The sequence below is a fragment of the Terriglobus roseus genome (assembly GCF_900102185.1).
Classification (GTDB): domain Bacteria; phylum Acidobacteriota; class Terriglobia; order Terriglobales; family Acidobacteriaceae; genus Terriglobus; species Terriglobus roseus_A.
In genome coordinates, this window is the sequence record NZ_LT629690.1 from 2,097,968 (window position 1) to 2,115,592 (window position 17,625).

The 17,625-nt window shown below is 55.1% G+C and carries 18 protein-coding genes and 1 tRNA gene; 12 read left to right on the forward strand and 7 right to left on the reverse strand.

Features of this window, described 5'->3' with window-relative positions; genetic code table 11:
• Positions 1-135 precede the first annotated feature (135 nt).
• From BLT38_RS08865 to BLT38_RS08875, 3 genes are read right to left on the reverse strand one after another with little or no spacing between them, the layout of a single operon-like run.
• Positions 136-2,673, reverse strand: coding sequence for a GIY-YIG nuclease family protein (locus tag BLT38_RS08865; protein ID WP_083344845.1), 2,538 nt, complete (start codon positions 2,671-2,673; stop codon positions 136-138).
• Positions 2,666-4,327: an Eco57I restriction-modification methylase domain-containing protein gene (locus tag BLT38_RS08870; protein WP_083344846.1), complete on the reverse strand. Its 1,662-nt coding sequence runs from the start codon at positions 4,325-4,327 to the stop codon at positions 2,666-2,668. Before BLT38_RS08870 ends, BLT38_RS08865 begins: the two co-directional genes overlap by 8 nt.
• The gene (locus BLT38_RS08875) at positions 4,324-4,980 is read right to left on the reverse strand and encodes an N-6 DNA methylase (protein WP_083344847.1); all 657 of its coding nucleotides are present in this window, start codon (positions 4,978-4,980) and stop codon (positions 4,324-4,326) included. The genes BLT38_RS08870 and BLT38_RS08875 overlap by 4 nt, the downstream gene beginning before the upstream one ends.
• A gap of 86 nt (positions 4,981-5,066) precedes the next feature.
• On the opposite strand from BLT38_RS08875, the gene BLT38_RS08880 reads away from it, so the two are divergent.
• Together BLT38_RS08880 and BLT38_RS08885 are read left to right on the forward strand one after the other, a co-directional pair.
• Positions 5,067-5,804 carry a type IV toxin-antitoxin system AbiEi family antitoxin domain-containing protein gene (locus BLT38_RS08880; protein ID WP_083344848.1) on the forward strand — a complete coding sequence of 246 codons (738 nt, stop codon included), beginning with the start codon at positions 5,067-5,069 and terminating at the stop codon, positions 5,802-5,804.
• A complete protein-coding gene (locus BLT38_RS08885; protein WP_083344849.1) occupies positions 5,801-6,715 on the forward strand; it encodes a nucleotidyl transferase AbiEii/AbiGii toxin family protein in 915 nt (304 codons plus the stop codon). The genes BLT38_RS08880 and BLT38_RS08885 overlap by 4 nt, the downstream gene beginning before the upstream one ends.
• 164 nt (positions 6,716-6,879) lie before the next feature.
• Here the strand turns inward: BLT38_RS08885 and BLT38_RS08890 are convergent.
• The 4 genes from BLT38_RS08890 to BLT38_RS08905 all read right to left on the reverse strand — a co-directional run bounded on the left by BLT38_RS08890 (position 6,880) and on the right by BLT38_RS08905 (position 8,086).
• A tRNA-Glu gene (locus BLT38_RS08890) sits at positions 6,880-6,956 on the reverse strand.
• A gap of 191 nt (positions 6,957-7,147) precedes the next feature.
• Positions 7,148-7,423 (reverse strand): DUF507 family protein, encoded by a 276-nt coding sequence (locus tag BLT38_RS21025; RefSeq protein ID WP_083344850.1) that lies wholly within the window; start codon positions 7,421-7,423, stop codon positions 7,148-7,150.
• The gene (locus BLT38_RS21030; protein WP_083344851.1) at positions 7,423-7,701 is read right to left on the reverse strand and encodes a DUF507 family protein; all 279 of its coding nucleotides are present in this window, start codon (positions 7,699-7,701) and stop codon (positions 7,423-7,425) included. Before BLT38_RS21030 ends, BLT38_RS21025 begins: the two co-directional genes overlap by 1 nt.
• A gap of 25 nt (positions 7,702-7,726) precedes the next feature.
• Positions 7,727-8,086, reverse strand: a complete 360-nt coding sequence (locus BLT38_RS08905; protein ID WP_083344852.1) for a (2Fe-2S) ferredoxin domain-containing protein — start codon at positions 8,084-8,086, stop codon at positions 7,727-7,729.
• Between the two features lie 44 nt (positions 8,087-8,130).
• Here BLT38_RS08905 and BLT38_RS08910 point away from each other — a divergent pair, with 44 nt between their 5' ends.
• From BLT38_RS08910 to BLT38_RS08955, 10 genes are all read left to right on the forward strand, one after another.
• On the forward strand, positions 8,131-8,592 hold the full coding sequence (locus BLT38_RS08910; protein WP_047487024.1) for a hypothetical protein: 462 nt from the start codon (positions 8,131-8,133) through the stop codon (positions 8,590-8,592).
• Between the two features lie 8 nt (positions 8,593-8,600).
• Complete coding sequence (recJ, locus tag BLT38_RS08915) at positions 8,601-10,475, forward strand: single-stranded-DNA-specific exonuclease RecJ (RefSeq protein WP_083344853.1); 1,875 nt, start codon at positions 8,601-8,603, stop codon at positions 10,473-10,475.
• A 45-nt stretch (positions 10,476-10,520) separates the two neighbouring features.
• A complete protein-coding gene (locus tag BLT38_RS08920; RefSeq protein ID WP_083344854.1) occupies positions 10,521-11,771 on the forward strand; it encodes an efflux RND transporter periplasmic adaptor subunit in 1,251 nt (416 codons plus the stop codon).
• Positions 11,771-12,706 (forward strand): tetratricopeptide repeat protein, encoded by a 936-nt coding sequence (locus BLT38_RS08925; protein ID WP_083344855.1) that lies wholly within the window; start codon positions 11,771-11,773, stop codon positions 12,704-12,706. The genes BLT38_RS08920 and BLT38_RS08925 overlap by 1 nt, the downstream gene beginning before the upstream one ends.
• Positions 12,703-14,151 (forward strand): TolC family protein, encoded by a 1,449-nt coding sequence (locus BLT38_RS08930; protein WP_083344856.1) that lies wholly within the window; start codon positions 12,703-12,705, stop codon positions 14,149-14,151. The genes BLT38_RS08925 and BLT38_RS08930 overlap by 4 nt, the downstream gene beginning before the upstream one ends.
• Before the next feature lie 95 nt (positions 14,152-14,246).
• Positions 14,247-15,725 (forward strand): hopanoid biosynthesis associated radical SAM protein HpnJ, encoded by a 1,479-nt coding sequence (gene hpnJ, locus BLT38_RS08935; protein WP_083344857.1) that lies wholly within the window; start codon positions 14,247-14,249, stop codon positions 15,723-15,725.
• A gap of 98 nt (positions 15,726-15,823) precedes the next feature.
• Positions 15,824-16,252 (forward strand): hypothetical protein, encoded by a 429-nt coding sequence (locus BLT38_RS08940; RefSeq protein WP_083344858.1) that lies wholly within the window; start codon positions 15,824-15,826, stop codon positions 16,250-16,252.
• A gap of 71 nt (positions 16,253-16,323) precedes the next feature.
• Positions 16,324-16,764, forward strand: a complete 441-nt coding sequence (locus BLT38_RS08945; RefSeq protein ID WP_083344859.1) for a hypothetical protein — start codon at positions 16,324-16,326, stop codon at positions 16,762-16,764.
• Between the two features lie 33 nt (positions 16,765-16,797).
• On the forward strand, positions 16,798-17,226 hold the full coding sequence (locus tag BLT38_RS08950; RefSeq protein ID WP_172838203.1) for an EamA family transporter: 429 nt from the start codon (positions 16,798-16,800) through the stop codon (positions 17,224-17,226).
• Positions 17,223-17,609 carry an EamA family transporter gene (locus BLT38_RS08955; protein ID WP_083344861.1) on the forward strand — a complete coding sequence of 129 codons (387 nt, stop codon included), beginning with the start codon at positions 17,223-17,225 and terminating at the stop codon, positions 17,607-17,609. The genes BLT38_RS08950 and BLT38_RS08955 overlap by 4 nt, the downstream gene beginning before the upstream one ends.
• Positions 17,610-17,625 lie beyond the last annotated feature (16 nt).

The following is a 17,625-nucleotide window of genomic DNA, read 5'->3' on the forward strand; positions in this document are numbered from 1 at the left end:
AGCCAGAAGAGAACGTCAGTCGCTCCGATGGCCGTACCGACGACGAAGCAGAATACCTATTGCCATCAGAGCGATTCTTCCGCAAGACTCGTCCTTGAATCTGTGCGGGTGTATCCAATGGCGTGAGACGCTGCTCTACTCTCTCCCCACCACAGTGTCATACAACCCGTAGTGCGTGAGGCCCTCATGACTCTCGATACCCGTGTAGCGCAGTGATGCATCTTCATAGCGGCGGAAAGCGAAGACAGCTTGATTCATTTGCTCAGTGTTGAAAACCTTGAGACGAACGAGCAGATGAAAATCTTTTACCGTGAGTCCCGTCACGGCCACGAACAAATCCGGTTCTAGTTTAGTAATAACGTCTTGCAGGGTGTTCTCGCGAAAATCAGTAAGGTACATGAACGCAGGAATGCGTGTGGCGAACTTGATTAGTTTTTCCTGCACTAGCTTTCGCTTGGACTTGTACTCTTTCTCTTCCTCGGTGAGCTGCCTCTTCTGCTTTTCAGTGAGGTCTTTGGTCTTCGCCTTATTCTTAAGTTCCTTGACCTTTTCGCTCTTGTTGATGATGGTCTCGATAATGTTGTCGCCAAGCGCGCGCCATCCCTCAATGCGTTCCACAGCAGCCATGGCTTCGGGACTGTCCAGAACGCGACGGAGAGTATCGTTATCTACGTTCACAAGCAACGCACTTTCCCACTTCCGTGCCAGGAGCGTTGCTGAAGTTCCCGCCATCGCGATATCTAAGATTCCGCCAGCGTCAATCTGAGTCATGTTCGCGCCGTCGTATGCAAGAACAGGCAGAAATGACACCAACTCTTTCACCGCTGTTTCCGGGTTCGCTTCGTTCGGGGAAAGACCAATGCCATATTCAGAGAGTTGCCGAAGTGCCCGAGTGGGCGCGAAATCGAACACGAAGCATATTGGCTTAAGAATCTCTTCCTCATTCGGGTCATCACCGTTTGGGTTCTTGATTGACCACGGAGATTGAACGCGGAAGGCAGCCTGAAAGTACGTCTCAGGGCTTTTCAAATTGCGCAACATAAGGATCGAAGACCATTGCGGCACCGTCACACCGGTCGTCAATTTGCCGCAGGACAGCGTGATAGTTTTCGTTTCAAAGCCGCTACCAATCGAATCTCGTACTGGTGGGAGAGCTTCGAGCCCGATACCTGCTGAGGCACCCGCAGCAACCACTACCGCATATTCATGCCAGAAGACATTCTGCTTCTCTGCTAGCAGGTTAGCCATTGCATGACATGAGGCTACGTTTGGCAGAAACCAAAATGAGTGGTTTAGGTAAGGCAGCAGACGCACATCTGAATAAGGGAAAGGGGGACGCGTTCCAGTCTTCAGGCCCTCGACGAACTTCGCCGCATACTGTCCACGAATGATCTCCAGCCACTTCTGCACGTCATCTTTATGTTTGAACCGGGCGCTCTTTGCCGTTCCCGTCGCGGCGAAGAACTCATTCAAGTCGAACTCGTCAAACTCGCCGGCACTGGCGACTGTCAGCAGCTCGTCTGGCATTTGGTAGGTGAGAAGACGCATCTGGGGCAGAGCCCCGTATGGATTCCACTTGCCGGGATTTTTTGCAGCGAACTCCGCCTTAGCTCGCTGCTCATCGGTATACGTCCAATTGAAAATCTGTTCTTCGATGAACTCGCCTGTGGCAAGCGCTTTAAACGGCGTCCCGGACAGATAGAGATATGCTCTGGTTGTAATTGGAAGGAATTCGGTCTCTTTTTCGGAGAGGATGCCCAAATCTTCGTTGACGTTTTCTAGGCCAGGGGCGTATTCGAGTTTGGCTTCTTTACGAGCAACAGCTTCTTCCTCACCCTCGAAGAGTTCTTTCGCGGTTTCGCGCCATGCGCCGAAGTGGTACTCATCGAAGATCACCAAATCCCAGTTCACTTCATGCAGCCATTCATTCTTCGGCTTGATGTTTCCTGCTGCGTCGCGCCCAAGTAAATCTTGAAATGAGCCGAAGTAGACAACAGGTTTCTTGGGATCGATCTGAGTGGGGTCTGCACCAGCGGACTTTGAAAGATACTGCCAACCGTCAAAGTCCACGTGACTCTCAAGATCGGTTTGCCACGCATCTTCTACCGCTGGCTTGAAGGTCAACACCAGCACACGTTTCGCGCCAAGGCGTTTCGCAAGCTGATAGCTCGTGAACGTCTTGCCGAAACGCATCTTTGCGTTCCAAAGGAAGCGCGGTACTGCGTGGATGTCTTCCGCCCAACGGGACAGAAAATATGCATGCGTCAGCTTCACCGCTTCGCTCTGTTCACGACGCATTGGGAAGGTCTGATGATGGGTGCCAGTAAAGCACTCTCCGGCACGCAGTTCCGCGAGTACTGTCTTGACGTCCTCGACAGTGCAGCGAATCCACTCCAGTTCTGTATTCGTAAATTTCTTTTTGACAAGCGCCGCGCGTACTTCGTGATCGCTGAACACAGTCCCGTCTTTTCGTTCGGCGAGTTCGTCTACTTCAATCCTGTAATTCTTGATCGCCGCAGTCTTCAACTGCTCTGCGATTCGCTGCCTAACGTCCCGAGTAGTCTGACCAATCTTGAGCAATCCCGTGTGAGCCTGATCGTGAATGGAGTAGGCATAAATACGAGGGCGAACTTCTGGCCTGGGAGTGAGCAGTTCTTCGATTGACTTACTCATCTTCCCCCTCGGATGTTGGCTGAACACTGAACAGATCACCCGAAACATCCATCGGGCGAATAGTTGAATCTACGAGAGCAATCTCATCCGCATTGAGTCCATACTTGGTGTACAAGCGTTCATCATTCCACGGGCCGGAAAAGTCTTGAACAGGAACGAACGAATAAGCGATCCTTGGTAGATCCTGTGCGGAAGTTCTTGTAGCAACCAGGAAGCGAAAGAATTTCGTTGTGACATATGAGAGACAATGCTGCGCCTCCAGCTCTGAATCATATGCTCCAAGAATCACGTAAGTTTCCGTTACAACCGAACCTGGAGGCAAGATTCCAGTCAGTGACAAGACCCTCCTCATGCCGTTTCTATCCGCTTGTCCGGCGTGCTCAGAAGATGATTTGGAAGTGAACACCTTCCACTTATCGATGAGCTCGACACCTTCATTGATAGTCTTCCTCGCAACCCAAGCAGTACCGCCGTTTTGCTGCACTAAAAGGTCGTCGGGACGCTTCTTTTTATCGCCTCGAAAAAATGTTCGAAGACCAAACGGCTTTTGCCCACTAACCTGGGAGTCAAAGCGACGCTCCGGAGGAAGCGCGATTCCATTCGCATCATTGCCTGATTCCTTTGCAGCAATCTTCCTTAGAATTGCGATGCTCTCGCTATTGCGAATGAACACACTCGCCCCGGGCTCCATTAGCGGACGGATGCTACTAGTCTGGTTTCCGTGCAAGTCGTTTGTGACTACTTCGCAATCCCCCTCATCATCGCGGTTCCACAAAAAATAGCAGACGCCTCCTGCTACATCTACAGATTCGAAGGCTTGTCGACTATCGGGGAAATCAACAAGCTTTCTGACTCGCCGATCCTCAAGCATTGAATTGCGAAATGCATCAAGCCCTCTCCCTCCGAAGAGCCATCGGGCAGGTATGACCATGACCAGGAATTTGGGGTCAAGCGCTTTCGCTTGATCTACAAATTTGTTGTAGATCGGCATAGCACTTGCTCCCTGCCCGCCGTCGGAAAGTTGATATGGGGGATTGCCTATCACTACATCGAACTGCATATCTCCTCCGAACATTTCTGCGACTCGAGTACCAATATCTTTGGCGTGAATGAATGCATATGCATAGTTCTCTACACCCTTCCCACGGTCTAACGTTTCTTTGTTAGCGCCGCAGAAGAGGCATCTACCTTCCGACCACTTATGCTCTGTTCTTTCAAACCAGATGTTGCCTTCTTCCGTACTGAATGTCGTAGCGATCGAGTGCGGTCCATTAGCGTGTTTAGAGCAATAAAGGCTTCGTCTGGCAAGAAAGCTGGTCAAGCGAGTGATTGCGATACCGAAGACTTGTTTTGTGAGGATGTGATTGACGCGCTCCTGAAGATCAGGAATTTCCGTCGCCAATCCTTTGGTCAAACGATTGGTTATCTCCCGCAGAAAGACACCCGACTTTGTAAAGGGATCGAGAAAGCGAACAGAACTATCTGCCCAGAGGTTTGCGCCGTCGTTGCTTGCGGCCCAAGCCTCGGCTAAGGTGTCCAGCATCCGGTTCGCAAATTCTGGAGGGGTGAATACCTCATCGTTGGAGAGGTTCGCAATACAAGTGAGCACATCGGGATTTCGTCCTCGAAGTGTAAAGCTCGCCTGATCGATCACAGCGCAACTCCACCGTTGCGTACGGAAGATAGCGCAGCCAGCTCACGCACAGTCATCGAAGGGTACGACATCATTGGAGTGAATACCTCGTGTTTTCCTAAATGAGCAAAGAGTGTGCCCTCCTGGCTGAAGGAAGACATCTGTGCCAATACTTCAAAGCGAAAATCACGGCGCTGAAACTTTCCTTTGCCGATATAGCCCCACTCGGCGAAGGTTATGGGCTGTCCGTCGTGCATCAGCATTGTTAGAGCATCGCCATGGACAAGGTTCTGAGACAAAACATAGGAGGCAGCATGGAAAGATTCATCTGTGTCCGCAAGGTCTAAATAATCGGCAAAGACCTCAAGCATGTTTGCGCGGCATTCGGCGATGTTGTCTGTCAGAAGCTCGATTCCGTATGTACACATGAGCGCCAACACAGCATAGTGCTGCCGCTCAAATTCTGCGCCGCCAAACTTCTGTTGGACGGCAGCCAGTTTCCGCTTCAATACGGGGACGAGGAAGTTTCCGCTCCCACAGGCTGGCTCCAAGAAACGTGAGTCGATCCGCTCTGTCTCACCCTTCACGAGATCGAGCATATTTTCGACCAACCAGTCAGGGGTGAATACCTCTCCGTGGTCTGCAACGCGCTTTTTGGATTTGATTAGACTCATGGATAGTCGTGCGATCTCGTTCGGCGTTCACCCATTGGGTTTCAGCCACAAGCTCACATATTTGAATATATCGCTATAATCGTAGCGTGGCTACGACAAGTAAGAGCAAACTAAACTCGCTCTATGCCCAAACGCCTTCAGGAGTACCTCTAGCCTCGCATGAGCTGGCGAACCTGGGCATATCGGCTGATCTTGCCGTCCACTACGCTCGCTCTGGTTGGCTGGTTCGTCTTGCTCGGGGGGTATATAGCCGTCCCGGCGAAGCACTTCAGCTCCATCCTTCGCTGCAGCTATTAGAGCGCACCATAGAAGGCTTTCACGTCGGCGGCAAGACCGCACTCAGCTGGTATGGCGTCCGCCACTTCGTTGCGCAGCAGGAAGAGCTTCATCTATACGGCACCAAAGCCGCCAAACTTCCAGATTGGTTTTTAGAGCGGTTCCCTGCCGAGTATCATCGCAAGCGGCTCTTCGATGAAGAGGTTAGTTCCATGCTTGCAGTCTCTTCCTTTGAGGCGCGCAAAGACGGCCCTCTCACATCATCACCGGAGCGCGCTCTCCTGGAACTTCTCAGCGAAGTTGGAATACGACAACCGCTCCAAGAGGCGCGTGAACTCATGGAAAGCACCTACAGCTTTCGCGCGGACGTTCTCGGCAAGCTGCTCAAGAAGTGCTCCAGCGTAAAAACCGTTCGGCTCTGTCTTCAGCTTGGAAATGAACTATCCCTGCCGTGGGTAAAGAAATTGAAACCCGCTGAACTTCCCACGGGCAGCGACCGCCCCTGGGTGTCGCGCTCTAAAGAAGGCTTGCTGGTGCTCAAACCATGAATCAGATTTACCTCGATACAGCCCGGCTGCTGACGCAGGTCGCACCATTCGTCTTCGTGGACGACACGTTCGCGCTCAAAGGTGGCACAGCCATCAATCTATTTGTGCGCGATTTGCCTCGCTTGTCTGTCGATCTCGATTTAATGTTCCGAGATCACACGCTCCCACGGACTGAAGCATTGTCGATCATCAACGCAGCCGTTCGCCAAACAGCAGAGCGTCTGACTGCCCGTGGATTCCAAGTACATACATCCACATCGGCAGAGGCCGGGGAGACGAAGCTGCTTGTGCGTCGTGGGCTGATCGAAGTGAAGGTTGAGGTGAACTTCGTTACACGAGGAACGATTCATCCGGTCAAGGCAGCGCAACTCACACCCAAAGCCAGCGAAGTTCTGCTGGCTGATCTGGAAGTGCCAGTCGTTTCGCTCGAAGACTTGTACGGTGGCAAGCTCGCCGCCGCTATGGATCGCCAGCACCCTCGTGACCTCTTCGACGTGATGCAGCTCTTTGAACACGAAGGAATCACACCTGGCATCCGGCAGGCGTTCGTCGTATACCTTGCAAGTCATAATCGGCCGATTCACGAAGTGCTCTTCCCGGCGAAGCGGGACATTGCGCAGGAGTACGACGGGAACTTCCGTGGCATGACGGTTGAGACGGTTGCACTCGAAGACTTGCTGGCCGCTCGTGATCGAATGCGCTCAGAGCTTCAAGGTGGATTGACTCCGGCAGAGCGGCGGTTCCTCATCTCCATCGCCCGGAACGAACCGGATTGGGGTCAACTCGATGCTCCCCACCTGGCCGAGCTGCCTGCAATTCGTTGGAAGCTCCAGAACCTCGCGCAGCTTGCGAAGAGCAATCCCGGCAAGTTCGAGGCTCAGGCTTCCACGCTGGAAAAGGCCCTCAGCTAAGAGTCAGTACCACGCTGCCCCGCACACCTCTCCACAGAGCAAAGTGCTACCAGAAGTGCCACCAAATTTTGTACAAAAGTGCCACCAGAGTGCCACCAGAGCAGAAAACGACTTTAGCGCCGTTGCGGCGTTTCGATCTAAGTATTTGATTTTATTGAGGTTTTTGGTAGCGATATCGGGGCTCGAACCCGAACTCTTCGCCTTGAGAGGGCGACGTGTTAACCAGTTACACCATATCGCCACTTTATGGGGGAGTGGCCGTCACTTGCGCGACTTTCCTACTATACCGCAGCATCGGCCGGATTCCAAATGCTTTGCTGTTGGGCTCTACATTCTAGCGATGCTTCATCTCAGCATCGCTAGAGTAACACCGGAACGAGAACTGCGCTCGTCAGAAGCGCCGGTCCACTGACGGTACAAAGCGGATACGACTTAGATCCCCAGACGCTTCACTTCGTCGTTGTAATACTTGCGGTACAGGATGTCCCACTCCTGCGTGCCTTCAAGAATGATGCGCTGCTGGGAGGTGATCTTCTGTCGTGCCGCGGCATCGATCTTCACTTCTTCCGCGAAAAGCTGTTCCAGAATTTTGCGCGCTTCCTGGCGGATCGTGTTGCGATCTTCGAGGAACTCCGCTTCGTCCGTTTCGGCGAGCGTATCGGCAATCACATGAGCAAGTTTGTTCACTTTATCGCGTGAAATGCGCATTACAGCACCGCCTTGTACTGCTGCACCAGGCGCAGCTTAATCTTCTTGAACATCTCGGGGTAGCTGGCGCCGACTTTGCTCATCTCGCCCTGCAGCTGCTCCAGGATGAGGCGAGCTTCTTCGTTGATGCGATCTTCCAGCGAAAGCTCGTCAATCAGGCCATTGTTGACGCGTTCTGCCAAAACGGCTGGCTTGTCAGTGCGTACGACCTTCGCTTCCTGAAGCCGGCGTATTACCTGCCGCGAGAGATATCCGACGTAATCCTTTGAGAAGAGCATGGGCAAGAGGAGGATAGCACGCTAGTTAGTTGCGCTTCTCTGCCCTTCTTTCCGCGTGGGCCAGATTGGCAGGATTGTCGTGTAGCAGATGCTCTACCGGTCGGTTGTTCAGCAGGTGTTCCTGCACGATCTCTTCCGCGTCTTTCGCCTTCACGAAGCTGTACCAGACGTTATCCGGATACACCACGCAAACAGCGGCGTGTTCGCACTGGTCCATACAACTGGTTTCCAGAACACGGACACGGCCTTTCAGCCCTGCATCCTTCACCAAGTCTTTCAGTTCATCCTTCAGTTTTTTGGAGCCTTCATTACGGCACGAAGGGCGCGAGGCGCTGGGGTCGCGCTCGTTGATGCATACAAGTATCTGCCGTTCCGGAACCGCCATCTTCCCATGCTAATGCCGCGCCGAAGTGAGACAATAGTACGGAAATGCACCCTGACGATCTGCTCGGCCTCAAAGACGACATGATTGCGTTCATCGCAGGTAACGGCCTGCGGACGGTGAATGCGTATGTTCCGGAAGATGTTCCCTCAGTCATGTTTGAGGAACACGGCCCCGACGCATGGAAAGACTTCGTAGAGCACGCAAAGGCCACAAACGTCGCCTTCGTCACGATGAGCGAAGTCGTGCTGGAGAAGCAGGACATCGAGATGCTCATTGAACGCACTCGCGTTCACCGCTTCCCGGACGAAGCCGGTCAGGACCTCGATGATGCGCAATACCTGCTCCAGCACATCGGCAAGACCGGATATCTGCAGATTGGCTTCGCCTACAACGGAATCATGTTCCTCTACGAGACGGCAACGGATTGGTATGACCGTTACCAGCAATGGATGGAAGCTGTAGCCGACCTGGGCAGCATTGTTCTGGATGACAGCGACGAAGACTAAATCCAGCAATGCCTGAATCAGAAGAAGAAATCGCAACGGCGCGAAACGCACGCTGGGTCCTTCCAGACGAACCCGGTGTGGAAGCGCACGGCCTTGCGGTGGCACTGGAACAACCTCTTTGGTTCGCGCAAACGCTCGTTTCCCGCGGTATTGAAACGCCAGCAGACGCCCGGCGTTTCCTTGTTCCGGACATAGCCGCATTGCACGACCCCATGCTGCTCTGTGGCATGAAGGAAGCCGTAGTGCGCGTGCTGCAGGCAGTCGCCAAGCGCGAACCCATCCTCATCTACGGCGACTACGACGTGGACGGCACCACCGCCACCGTACTGCTGAAAACGGCAATCGACCGCATCACGCCCGCCGGCGGTCCCTCGCTTGTGCGATATCACATCCCCCACCGCATTCGCGAAGGCTACGGCATACAGTCCAGCGTATTGGCTGAAGCCGCCACGCAGGGCATTCGCCTCGTGATCAGTGTGGACACAGGGATCCGCGCCTTTGCTGCGGCGGAAGAATCGAAGCGCCTTGGCCTGGACCTGATCGTCACGGACCACCATCTCCCTGACGGCATGCAGGGCATCCCGGAGGCCGTTGCGGTCATTAATCCCAACCAGCCCGGCTGCGACTATCCCTACAAAGAACTCTGCGGCGCGGCAGTCGCATTCAAACTTGCCCATGCCTTACTTCACGCCGCTACCAAACCAGCCACGGATCCCAACGCCTATCGCGCGGTCGACTTCCTGGCTCTCTGGGATAAGCTGCTTCCCTCGCTGCTGAAGCTGGTGGCCATTGCCACCATTGCGGATTCTGTTCCACTCACCGGCGAAAACCGTGTCATCGTTGCGCTTGGTTTAAGAGCACTCCGCGATCAGCGCCAGTCCGGCCTCCGTGCCTTGTTCGACCTCGCAGGCGTGGTCGCGGACGAGGAACGCGGACCGTCCGCCACCGACATCGCCTTCCGCGTTGCGCCGCGCATAAACGCAGCAGGACGCATGGATGTGGCTGCAGATGTCGTCCGCATGTTCCTGGCACGCACACCGGAAGAAGGAGCAGCGCTCGCCGCAAAGCTTCATCAACTCAACGAAGATCGTCGCAATGTGGAAGCCTCTGTACTGGCAACGTTAGAGACGCAGATGGAAGCTCTGCGTGCGGACGAACCCGCTCTCAGCAACATGGGCTGCCTTGTGCTTGATGGAGAAGGCTGGCATCGCGGCGTCATCGGCATCCTTGCCTCGCGCGTAGTCGAGCGGATGCGGCGTCCGGCATTAGTAATTGCGCATGAAGACGGGCAGGCCCACGGCTCAGGCCGCTCCGTCTCCGGGTTCCACCTGCTTGATGCCATCACGGCTGCTCATTCTGAAGAAGAGCCACTTCTCTTCGACCGTTTCGGTGGTCACGCACACGCTGTTGGCTTCTCTCTGCCCTCGGATCGAGTTCCTTTATTGCGTGAGCGCCTATCCGCGTACAGCACAGGCAAGCTCTCCTCAGCCATGCTGCAGGAACGCATTGCAATTGACGCAGAACTGCCTTCAGCGGAACTTAATCCCGACCTGATAAAGAAATTGCATCTGCTCGAACCATTTGGCCAGGGCAACCGGGAGCCTCTATTCCTGTCACGCGATTGCCAGGTGGAAGAAGCGCCAAAGACGCTCAAGGAACGCCACATTAAACTTCGTATCCGCATCTCACCGGAATCAACAGTGGACTGCCTGGGATGGAGCCGGGAGATCGTATGGCCAGAGAAGATTGCAGAAATGGGGATCATGTCGGGTTCACGAATAGATGTTGTGTATCGAGTGCGTGAAAATAGGCATCCACAGTTCGGTGGCGTGGAAATGGAACTCTGCGATCTACGGCTAACATCACCCACGACAACAAATTGAAGCGCCAACTGGGCAAGAGGCGTCCTATACAATGACGATTCGGGCATGAGCGAACAAGCAAGCGTTAATGGCGGCAAAATCGCAGTACGGATTCTGATTGTGGCAGTGGTCGTTGCGGCCCTTGTCTTTGGCATTCGCTACTTCACACGTAGCGAAGTGGAGATTCGTGCGGCGAAAGCCAGCTACGTTGATCTCATCAGCAATACCTCCACCACCGGCAAGGTTGAGCCCACCCAAAATTTTCAGGCGCACGCGCAGGAGCCCGGCAGTGTTCAAGCTGTCTACGTTCACAACGGACAGCAGGTTGCCTCAGGCACACTCCTTCTCAAGATGAGCTCCGCCACCGCGGAATCTCGTGTCGAAACGGCTCGCTCTGCCATCGCACAGGCACAGGCCGCGCAGGCAGACCTGCATAATGGCGGATCGAAGGACGAACGTATCGCCATCCTGGGCGATCTCGATCGTGCCAAGCTGCAGGTGCAGCAATCGCAGAAGGATCTCGCAGCACTACAAGCGCTTCAGGCACGCGGTGCAGCATCCACATCTGAGGTTGCGGCAGCGCAATCTCGCCTGTCCACTGCACAAAGCTCACTCAATTCGCTCCAGCAGCGTTCCACTTCGCGGTATTCCTCAACGGACCAGCAGCGTGTGCAGGCGCAATTAAACGACAGCCGCGCCTCCCTGGGTGCCGCCGAACAGCAACTGTCACAGGCGATTGTCCGCGCTCCGTTTGCCGGCACCGTCTACTCCCTTCCCGTGAAGGCGTATGACTTTGTAGGCGCGGGTGAAGAACTTATCCAGCTTGCCGACCTGAATCACATGCAGGTGCGCGCGTACTTTGATGAGCCCGAGATCGGCAAACTGAAAGTGGACCAGCAGGTCACCATCAAGTGGGATGCGCGCCCCAGCCAGTTATGGCACGGTCACATTGTTCGCACGCCAACCACGGTCATCACCTATGGAACGCGTAACGTTGGCGAATGCCTCATTTCTGTCGATGATGCCACCGGTGATCTCTTGCCCAACACAAATGTGAACGTAAGTGTCACCACGCAGGAAGTGAATCACGTTCTCAGCGTTCCCCGTGAAGCTCTTCGCACACAAGGCAGCTCGACGAACTTTGTGTACCTGATCCAGAAGGGTCAACTGGTGAAGCGGACTGTTGAAATCGGAAACTTCAACCTGTTGAATGTCCAGATCCTCTCCGGCTTGAAGGACGGCGATACGGTAGCACTGAATCCGACCAGCAGTTCCGTCGACCTGAAAGAGGGACTTCCGATCAAGGTTGTTCAGTAATGAAGCGTTCGCTCCAATTCGTAGCGCCGATCCTCCTGGCATCGTTGCATGCCACGGCTCAGGTTCCAGCGTCAGCAAAGACGGACGCGCACAATGGCCGTGTGGACAGCGCCCTTGCTGCAATCGCAAATGCAAAAAGTGCGGACGCGCAGTACCTTCGCTGCGAACTGTATAGCTCTATCGAAAATCGCGACCAGGCGATACAGGCATGTGAAGCCGCAACCGCAGCCGCGCCGAACAACAGCCTGTATCAACTGGAGCTCGCCCGCGTGTATGGCGACAAAGCAGATCATAGCGGTGCCTTCACCGGTATGCGTATGGTCGGCAAAATTCGCGGTTCCTTCGAGCGTGCAGTACAACTTGATGGCTCGAACATCGAAGCGCTGAGTGATCTAGGCCAGTTTTACGTGGAAGCTCCGGGCATTGCAGGCGGCGGCACAGACAAGGCAAAAGATCTCGTTACAAAATTGCAGCCGCTTTCCCCGGCACGCGCCCATCGCCTAAGCGCCATGATCGCCACAAAGAGCCACGACGACGCCATGGCTGAGACAGAATACAAGGCAGCACTGGCGGCTGGTCATACACCAGAGGCATGGGTCGATCTGGCGCGTTTCTACCGCAACCGCAAACAGTACGACGCCGCAGAAAATGCAGCACGATCCGCAATCCAGATAGATAAAGCGCACGGCCCCGACACATTCGACGGGGCGAAACTGCTTCTGCAGATGCATCGCAGCGTTCCCGTCGCACAGGCGGCTCTGCGCAGCTATCTGGCCACACCGCAGGAACACGTTGCAGCGTATGCACAGGCGCACGTACAGCTTGGCGATAGTCTGAAAGAATCCGGCGATACCGACAGCGCACAGAAGGAATATGCCGCTGCTCTGGCGCTGGCCCACGACTACGAACCGGCACGGAAGGCCGCCGGAAAATGAAGATTTCTTGTCTCCTCATCTCGTCTGTATTGCTCTGCTCTGCCACCACAGCGCAAGGCCAGGTATCACTGTCATCTGCGGTGAACCTCGCTCTTAAGAACAGCCCCAAAGTTCGTATAGCCAAGGCTGATCTCGACAAAGCCCGGGCTGGCCACAGCGAGTCACGCGACGCGTATATTCCCGTTGTCTCCACCACCACGGGCTATGGCCAATCCACCGGCGCTCCGCTCGGGGTTCCCATCATCTTCTCCATCAGTGCGCAGAGTCTTCTCTTCTCGTTCTCTCAGAAGGATTACATCCGCTCCACCAACGAAGCCGTCAAAGCCGCCGAACTGTCATTGCACAATGCGGAAGTCGAGGTCGTGGAAGATACGACCAACACCTACCTCGCGCTGGACTATGCGACAGAACGCAGTCATGTCCTCCAACAATCGCTCGGCTATGCAGATAAGCTCGTGAACGTCACAACGGATCGTATCTCCCTCGGCGTAGACCCCAAGGTAGAACTTCCAAAGTCACGTCGTACCGCTACGCAAATTCGTCTGCAGCAGCTTCAGGTACTGGATGATATTGCTGCCAACCGCCAGCATTTGGCAGAACTCACTGGCCTTCCCGCGGTCTCGTTTACTACTGATCGCACCAGTATTCCCGTCTATCAGGCCAAGCCGTCCATCACCACCGAGGACCCAGATTCGGTTTCAGACAGTGACGGGATCAAAGCTGCCTTCGCAAACGCCAAGTCAAAACAATATATTGCCTTCGGCGACAAGCGTTATCTACTGCGGCCGCAAGTGGTCTTGGCGGCGAACTACAGCCGTGTTGCCATAGGCCTGTCTTCGTATGCCTCCTATTACCCCCGTTTTGGCGGCACCCCGGATAATCCCAACAGCGAGAACTCCTTCAGCTTTGGCCTGCAGTTCAACATTCCGTTGCTGGACATGGCGCATCGCGCCAAGGAACGCGGCTCAGCCGCTGATGCCGTCCGAGCCTATGCCGACGCCGACCTGCAACGCGCCGTGTACCGCGAAGGCCGAGCCAAACTACAGAACGCCGCTCGCGAGCTCGATCTACGCGCCCAACTGGCACGAGATGACCGAGAAATCGCCGAAGATCAGCTTGAAACGCTGCAACTCCAGTTGAATCAGCAAGGTGGCAATAATCAGGGCCCTCAGATCACACCGAAGGATCAGCTGAACGCGCAGCTCCAGGAACGCCAGAAATACCTCGATGTACTTGCTGCGGATCTCCAATTGCGTCAAACCCAGGTGAACGTAATGCGCCAGACCAACACACTCGGAGACTGGATTCTGAGCGCAGTGAGCGGAAACAGCAGCACCGTCACACCGTCAATTCCGCCGGTAGCGGGCACAAATACGCCGGGTGTGCCCGGAACGGCGCCTTCGGGCGCTTCCACATCACCGCTTCCCCAGGCCCCTGGACGCTAAAAACCCCTAACTTCCCCGCCTGGGAACACCTGCGGGTTCCCTTGTCTGAAAAGCATCGCTCGGGGTGAAGAAATGGTAAAATCGGAGCTATTGCCATGGTATTGAAGACACTGCTTCTGAACCCGCCCTCCTTCGAAAACTTCGACGGCGGCGCCAGCTCACGTTGGCCCGCGACCCGCGAGATTGAGTCCTACTGGTATCCCGTATGGCTCGCCTATCCCGCAGGCATGCTCGAAGGCTCGCGCCTGCTCGATGCTCCGCCGCACCACGTCTCGGCGGAAGAGACCATCGAGATCGCCAAGGGCTACGAGTTCCTGGTTCTCTTCACCTCCACCGTGGGCTGGGCGGGTGATCACGCTCTGGCGCAGGCCATCAAAAAGGCCAACCCCACCATCAAGATTGCCTTCGTTGGACCGCCGGTCACCACTGACCCCGAGCGCGCTCTGAACGAGTGCAGCGCCATCGACTTCATCTGCCGCCGCGAGTTCGACTACACCATCGTCGAATACGCACAGGGCAAGCCGATCAACGAGATTCTCGGTCTCTCCTATAAGGATGAGAACGGCGTTATCCAGCACAACCCGGACCGTCCGCAGGTCGAAGACCTGGACGCAATGCCCTGGGCCACCAAGATCTACAAGCGCGACATGGACGTCACGCGTTACAACGTGCCGTTCCTGCTGCACCCCTACATCTCGCTGTACAGCACACGTGGCTGCCCGGCGCAATGCACATTCTGCCTCTGGCCGCAGACGCTATCCGGCCACGCATGGCGCAAGCGTTCCACTGACGACGTCGCTGCTGAGTTGAAGTGGGCTAAGGAGAACTTCCCCCATGTGAAGGAGTTCTTTTTCGATGACGACACCTTCAACATCCAGAAGGAACGCACCATCGAGCTCTGCGCAAAGCTGAAGCCGCTCGGCATCACGTGGTCCTGCACCAGCCGTACCACCACGCACCGCGACACGCTGAAGGCCATGAAGGAAGCGGGCTGCCGCCTGCTCATCGTGGGCTTTGAGTCTGGCGATCCGCAGATTCTCAAGAACATCAAGAAGGGTTCCACCGTCGAGCGCGCACGCGAGTTCGTGAAGGACTGCCATGATCTCGGTCTGATCATCCACGCAGACTTCATCCTCGGCCTGCCGGGCGAGACGAAGGAATCCATTCGCAACACCATCAACTTCGCCAAGTCGCTCGACTGCGAAACCATTCAGGTCTCCGTGGCCCACGCATACCCCGGAACTGAGTTCTATGAGTTCGCCGAGAAGCACGGCTACATCACCAACGAAACCATGAACGACGGTGGTGGCCACCAGATGGCTCACATCGAGTACCCTGGCCTGCCCACGGAGTACGTCATGGAGATGGTGCACAAGTTCTATGACGAATACTACTTCCGCCCGAAGGCCGCGTTCCGCGTGGTTTGGAAGGCAATCGTAAACCGCGACGTTCCCCGCCTGTACGTTGAAGCAAAGAGCTTCATGAAGCTCCGCAGCCAGCGCAACAAGGCAGCGCGCGCCAAGAAGGAAGAGAACGCACTGAAGCAGCAGGAATCAGTCAGCATGAACGCGTAAGCGTCATCTGTAAACACACGGAAAAGCCTCCTTCGGGAGGCTTTTCTCTTGCCCGTCCAACCACCCAACGCTACAGTCTGCTTATGCGGTTCCGGACCATGTTCTCCGAACAGGCGATGTGGCAATGTATGATGGCCCTCCTGTGGCTCTACATCACCTCTTCCCGCGTCAGGCACGAACATCCAGGGCATCCCTTTCAAAGTGCCTTCGACATCACATGCCTTGTGATTTTCTACCTGGCGGTAGCATTCAACCTCTGGATCATTTTCTTTGCATACGTGGAGATTGATGGCGGGTTCCTCAAAATAACTACGGTGCCATTTCGCTCGCGCATGATTCCGCTTCTCAGTGTTGTGAGCGCCGATCATGCGCATACGAAGTACCTCAGGCTCAGGAAATACTCCGTAGAACTGGGGATCGCGCCTTTGGGAGCTGAAGTCTATCCACACAGGTACATGACGCTGAGAATGCCGGAAGCCGACCAATTCCTACAGGCCATCCAACCTCACCTTCCCATGCACTACTGATCTGTTCGTGGCTTTCTTTGAGGCGTTTCTTTTCGCTTGCGTATAAGCCAAACCCACATGACGATGCCATCATGACCTTCCGAGTGATCAACAATGGCGGCCTCACTCAGATTGTCATCTCTTTTGCATGGGTTCTCTTTGGCGCAGACCAGCTCGCTGGTCATTCGCGCTACAACCATTCGTACGGCCGTTGGCTGACCGTACTCACACTCACGCTGTGGCTGATCTGCCTCTTTGTGAATGTGTTGTTTTACTTTCGGGGTGAAGCTCAGTTCACTCAGCATTCTCTGCGTATCCGCCGAAGCTTACGTTCCGTCTTTATCCCCTACAGTTCCATCGTCTCCTTTAAGCAGGCGCGCGATGCCAAAGGAAGGCTAAAACAGAATGTAGTGGAGCTCGAAGTATCTGAGCTCTCCCGCGAAATCTATCCACACCAGTACAAGGAACTCCACCTGAAAGACATGCCAGGCTTTCTCGCCGCATTGCAACAGTACGTCCCACAGCAATCCTGAGTCGATTCCCTCCCGATACAATCAAATGTGTCGATGTCTCACCGCCTCAAATTCTCGCAATACCTCATGCTCGTGTTCATCATGCTGGGCGCATCCGTGGGCGACGCCCTCCTCAGCCGCGGCATGCGTGAAGTCGGCCCTGTCTCCTTCGCTCATCTTGGCCTCTTGCTACACGCCCTGCTCAACCCATGGGTGATCGCAGGCATTGCAGTGCTCATCAGCTTCATGGGTAGCTACATGACCGCGCTGTCGTGGGCTGATCTCACCTTCATTCAGCCAGCAACGGCCTTTGGCAATGTGGTCACCGCTCTGATCGGACGTCTCTGGCTGCATGAAGCCATCACCCCCACACGCTGGGCTGGCATTGCCTGCATCGTTATCGGCGTGGGCTTCGTAGCGAACGGCCCTTCGAAGACAGAACACAAACATACGGTCGCGTTAACAGGAGGCGAAGGCGCATGACGCATCTTTCAGCCGACACCGTGATCACGATTGTTCTGATGGTTGCTGGCGCCACCGTAGGCGAAACGCTCATCTCCGCCGCCATGACTCGCGTTGGTGATCTGGATGAAATCCGCGCGAAATCCGGACTCATCGGCGCGATCAAGGCGGTTGTTTCCTCGCCTTATCTCATCGGCGGCATCACCTGCATGGCCATCAGCTTCTTCTCACTGCTGTTCGCTTTGTCAGGAGCCGACCTCAGCCTGGTAGCCCCTGCGACCAATTCGCTTACCTTCATTGCAACGGCAATTGCCGCAAAGTTCTACCTGAAGGAAAACGTGGATCGTCGCCGCTGGCTTGCGGCCGTCTTTGTAGCCGCAGGCGTTGCTCTGCTGACCCGCTAAACCTGGAATCAAAACC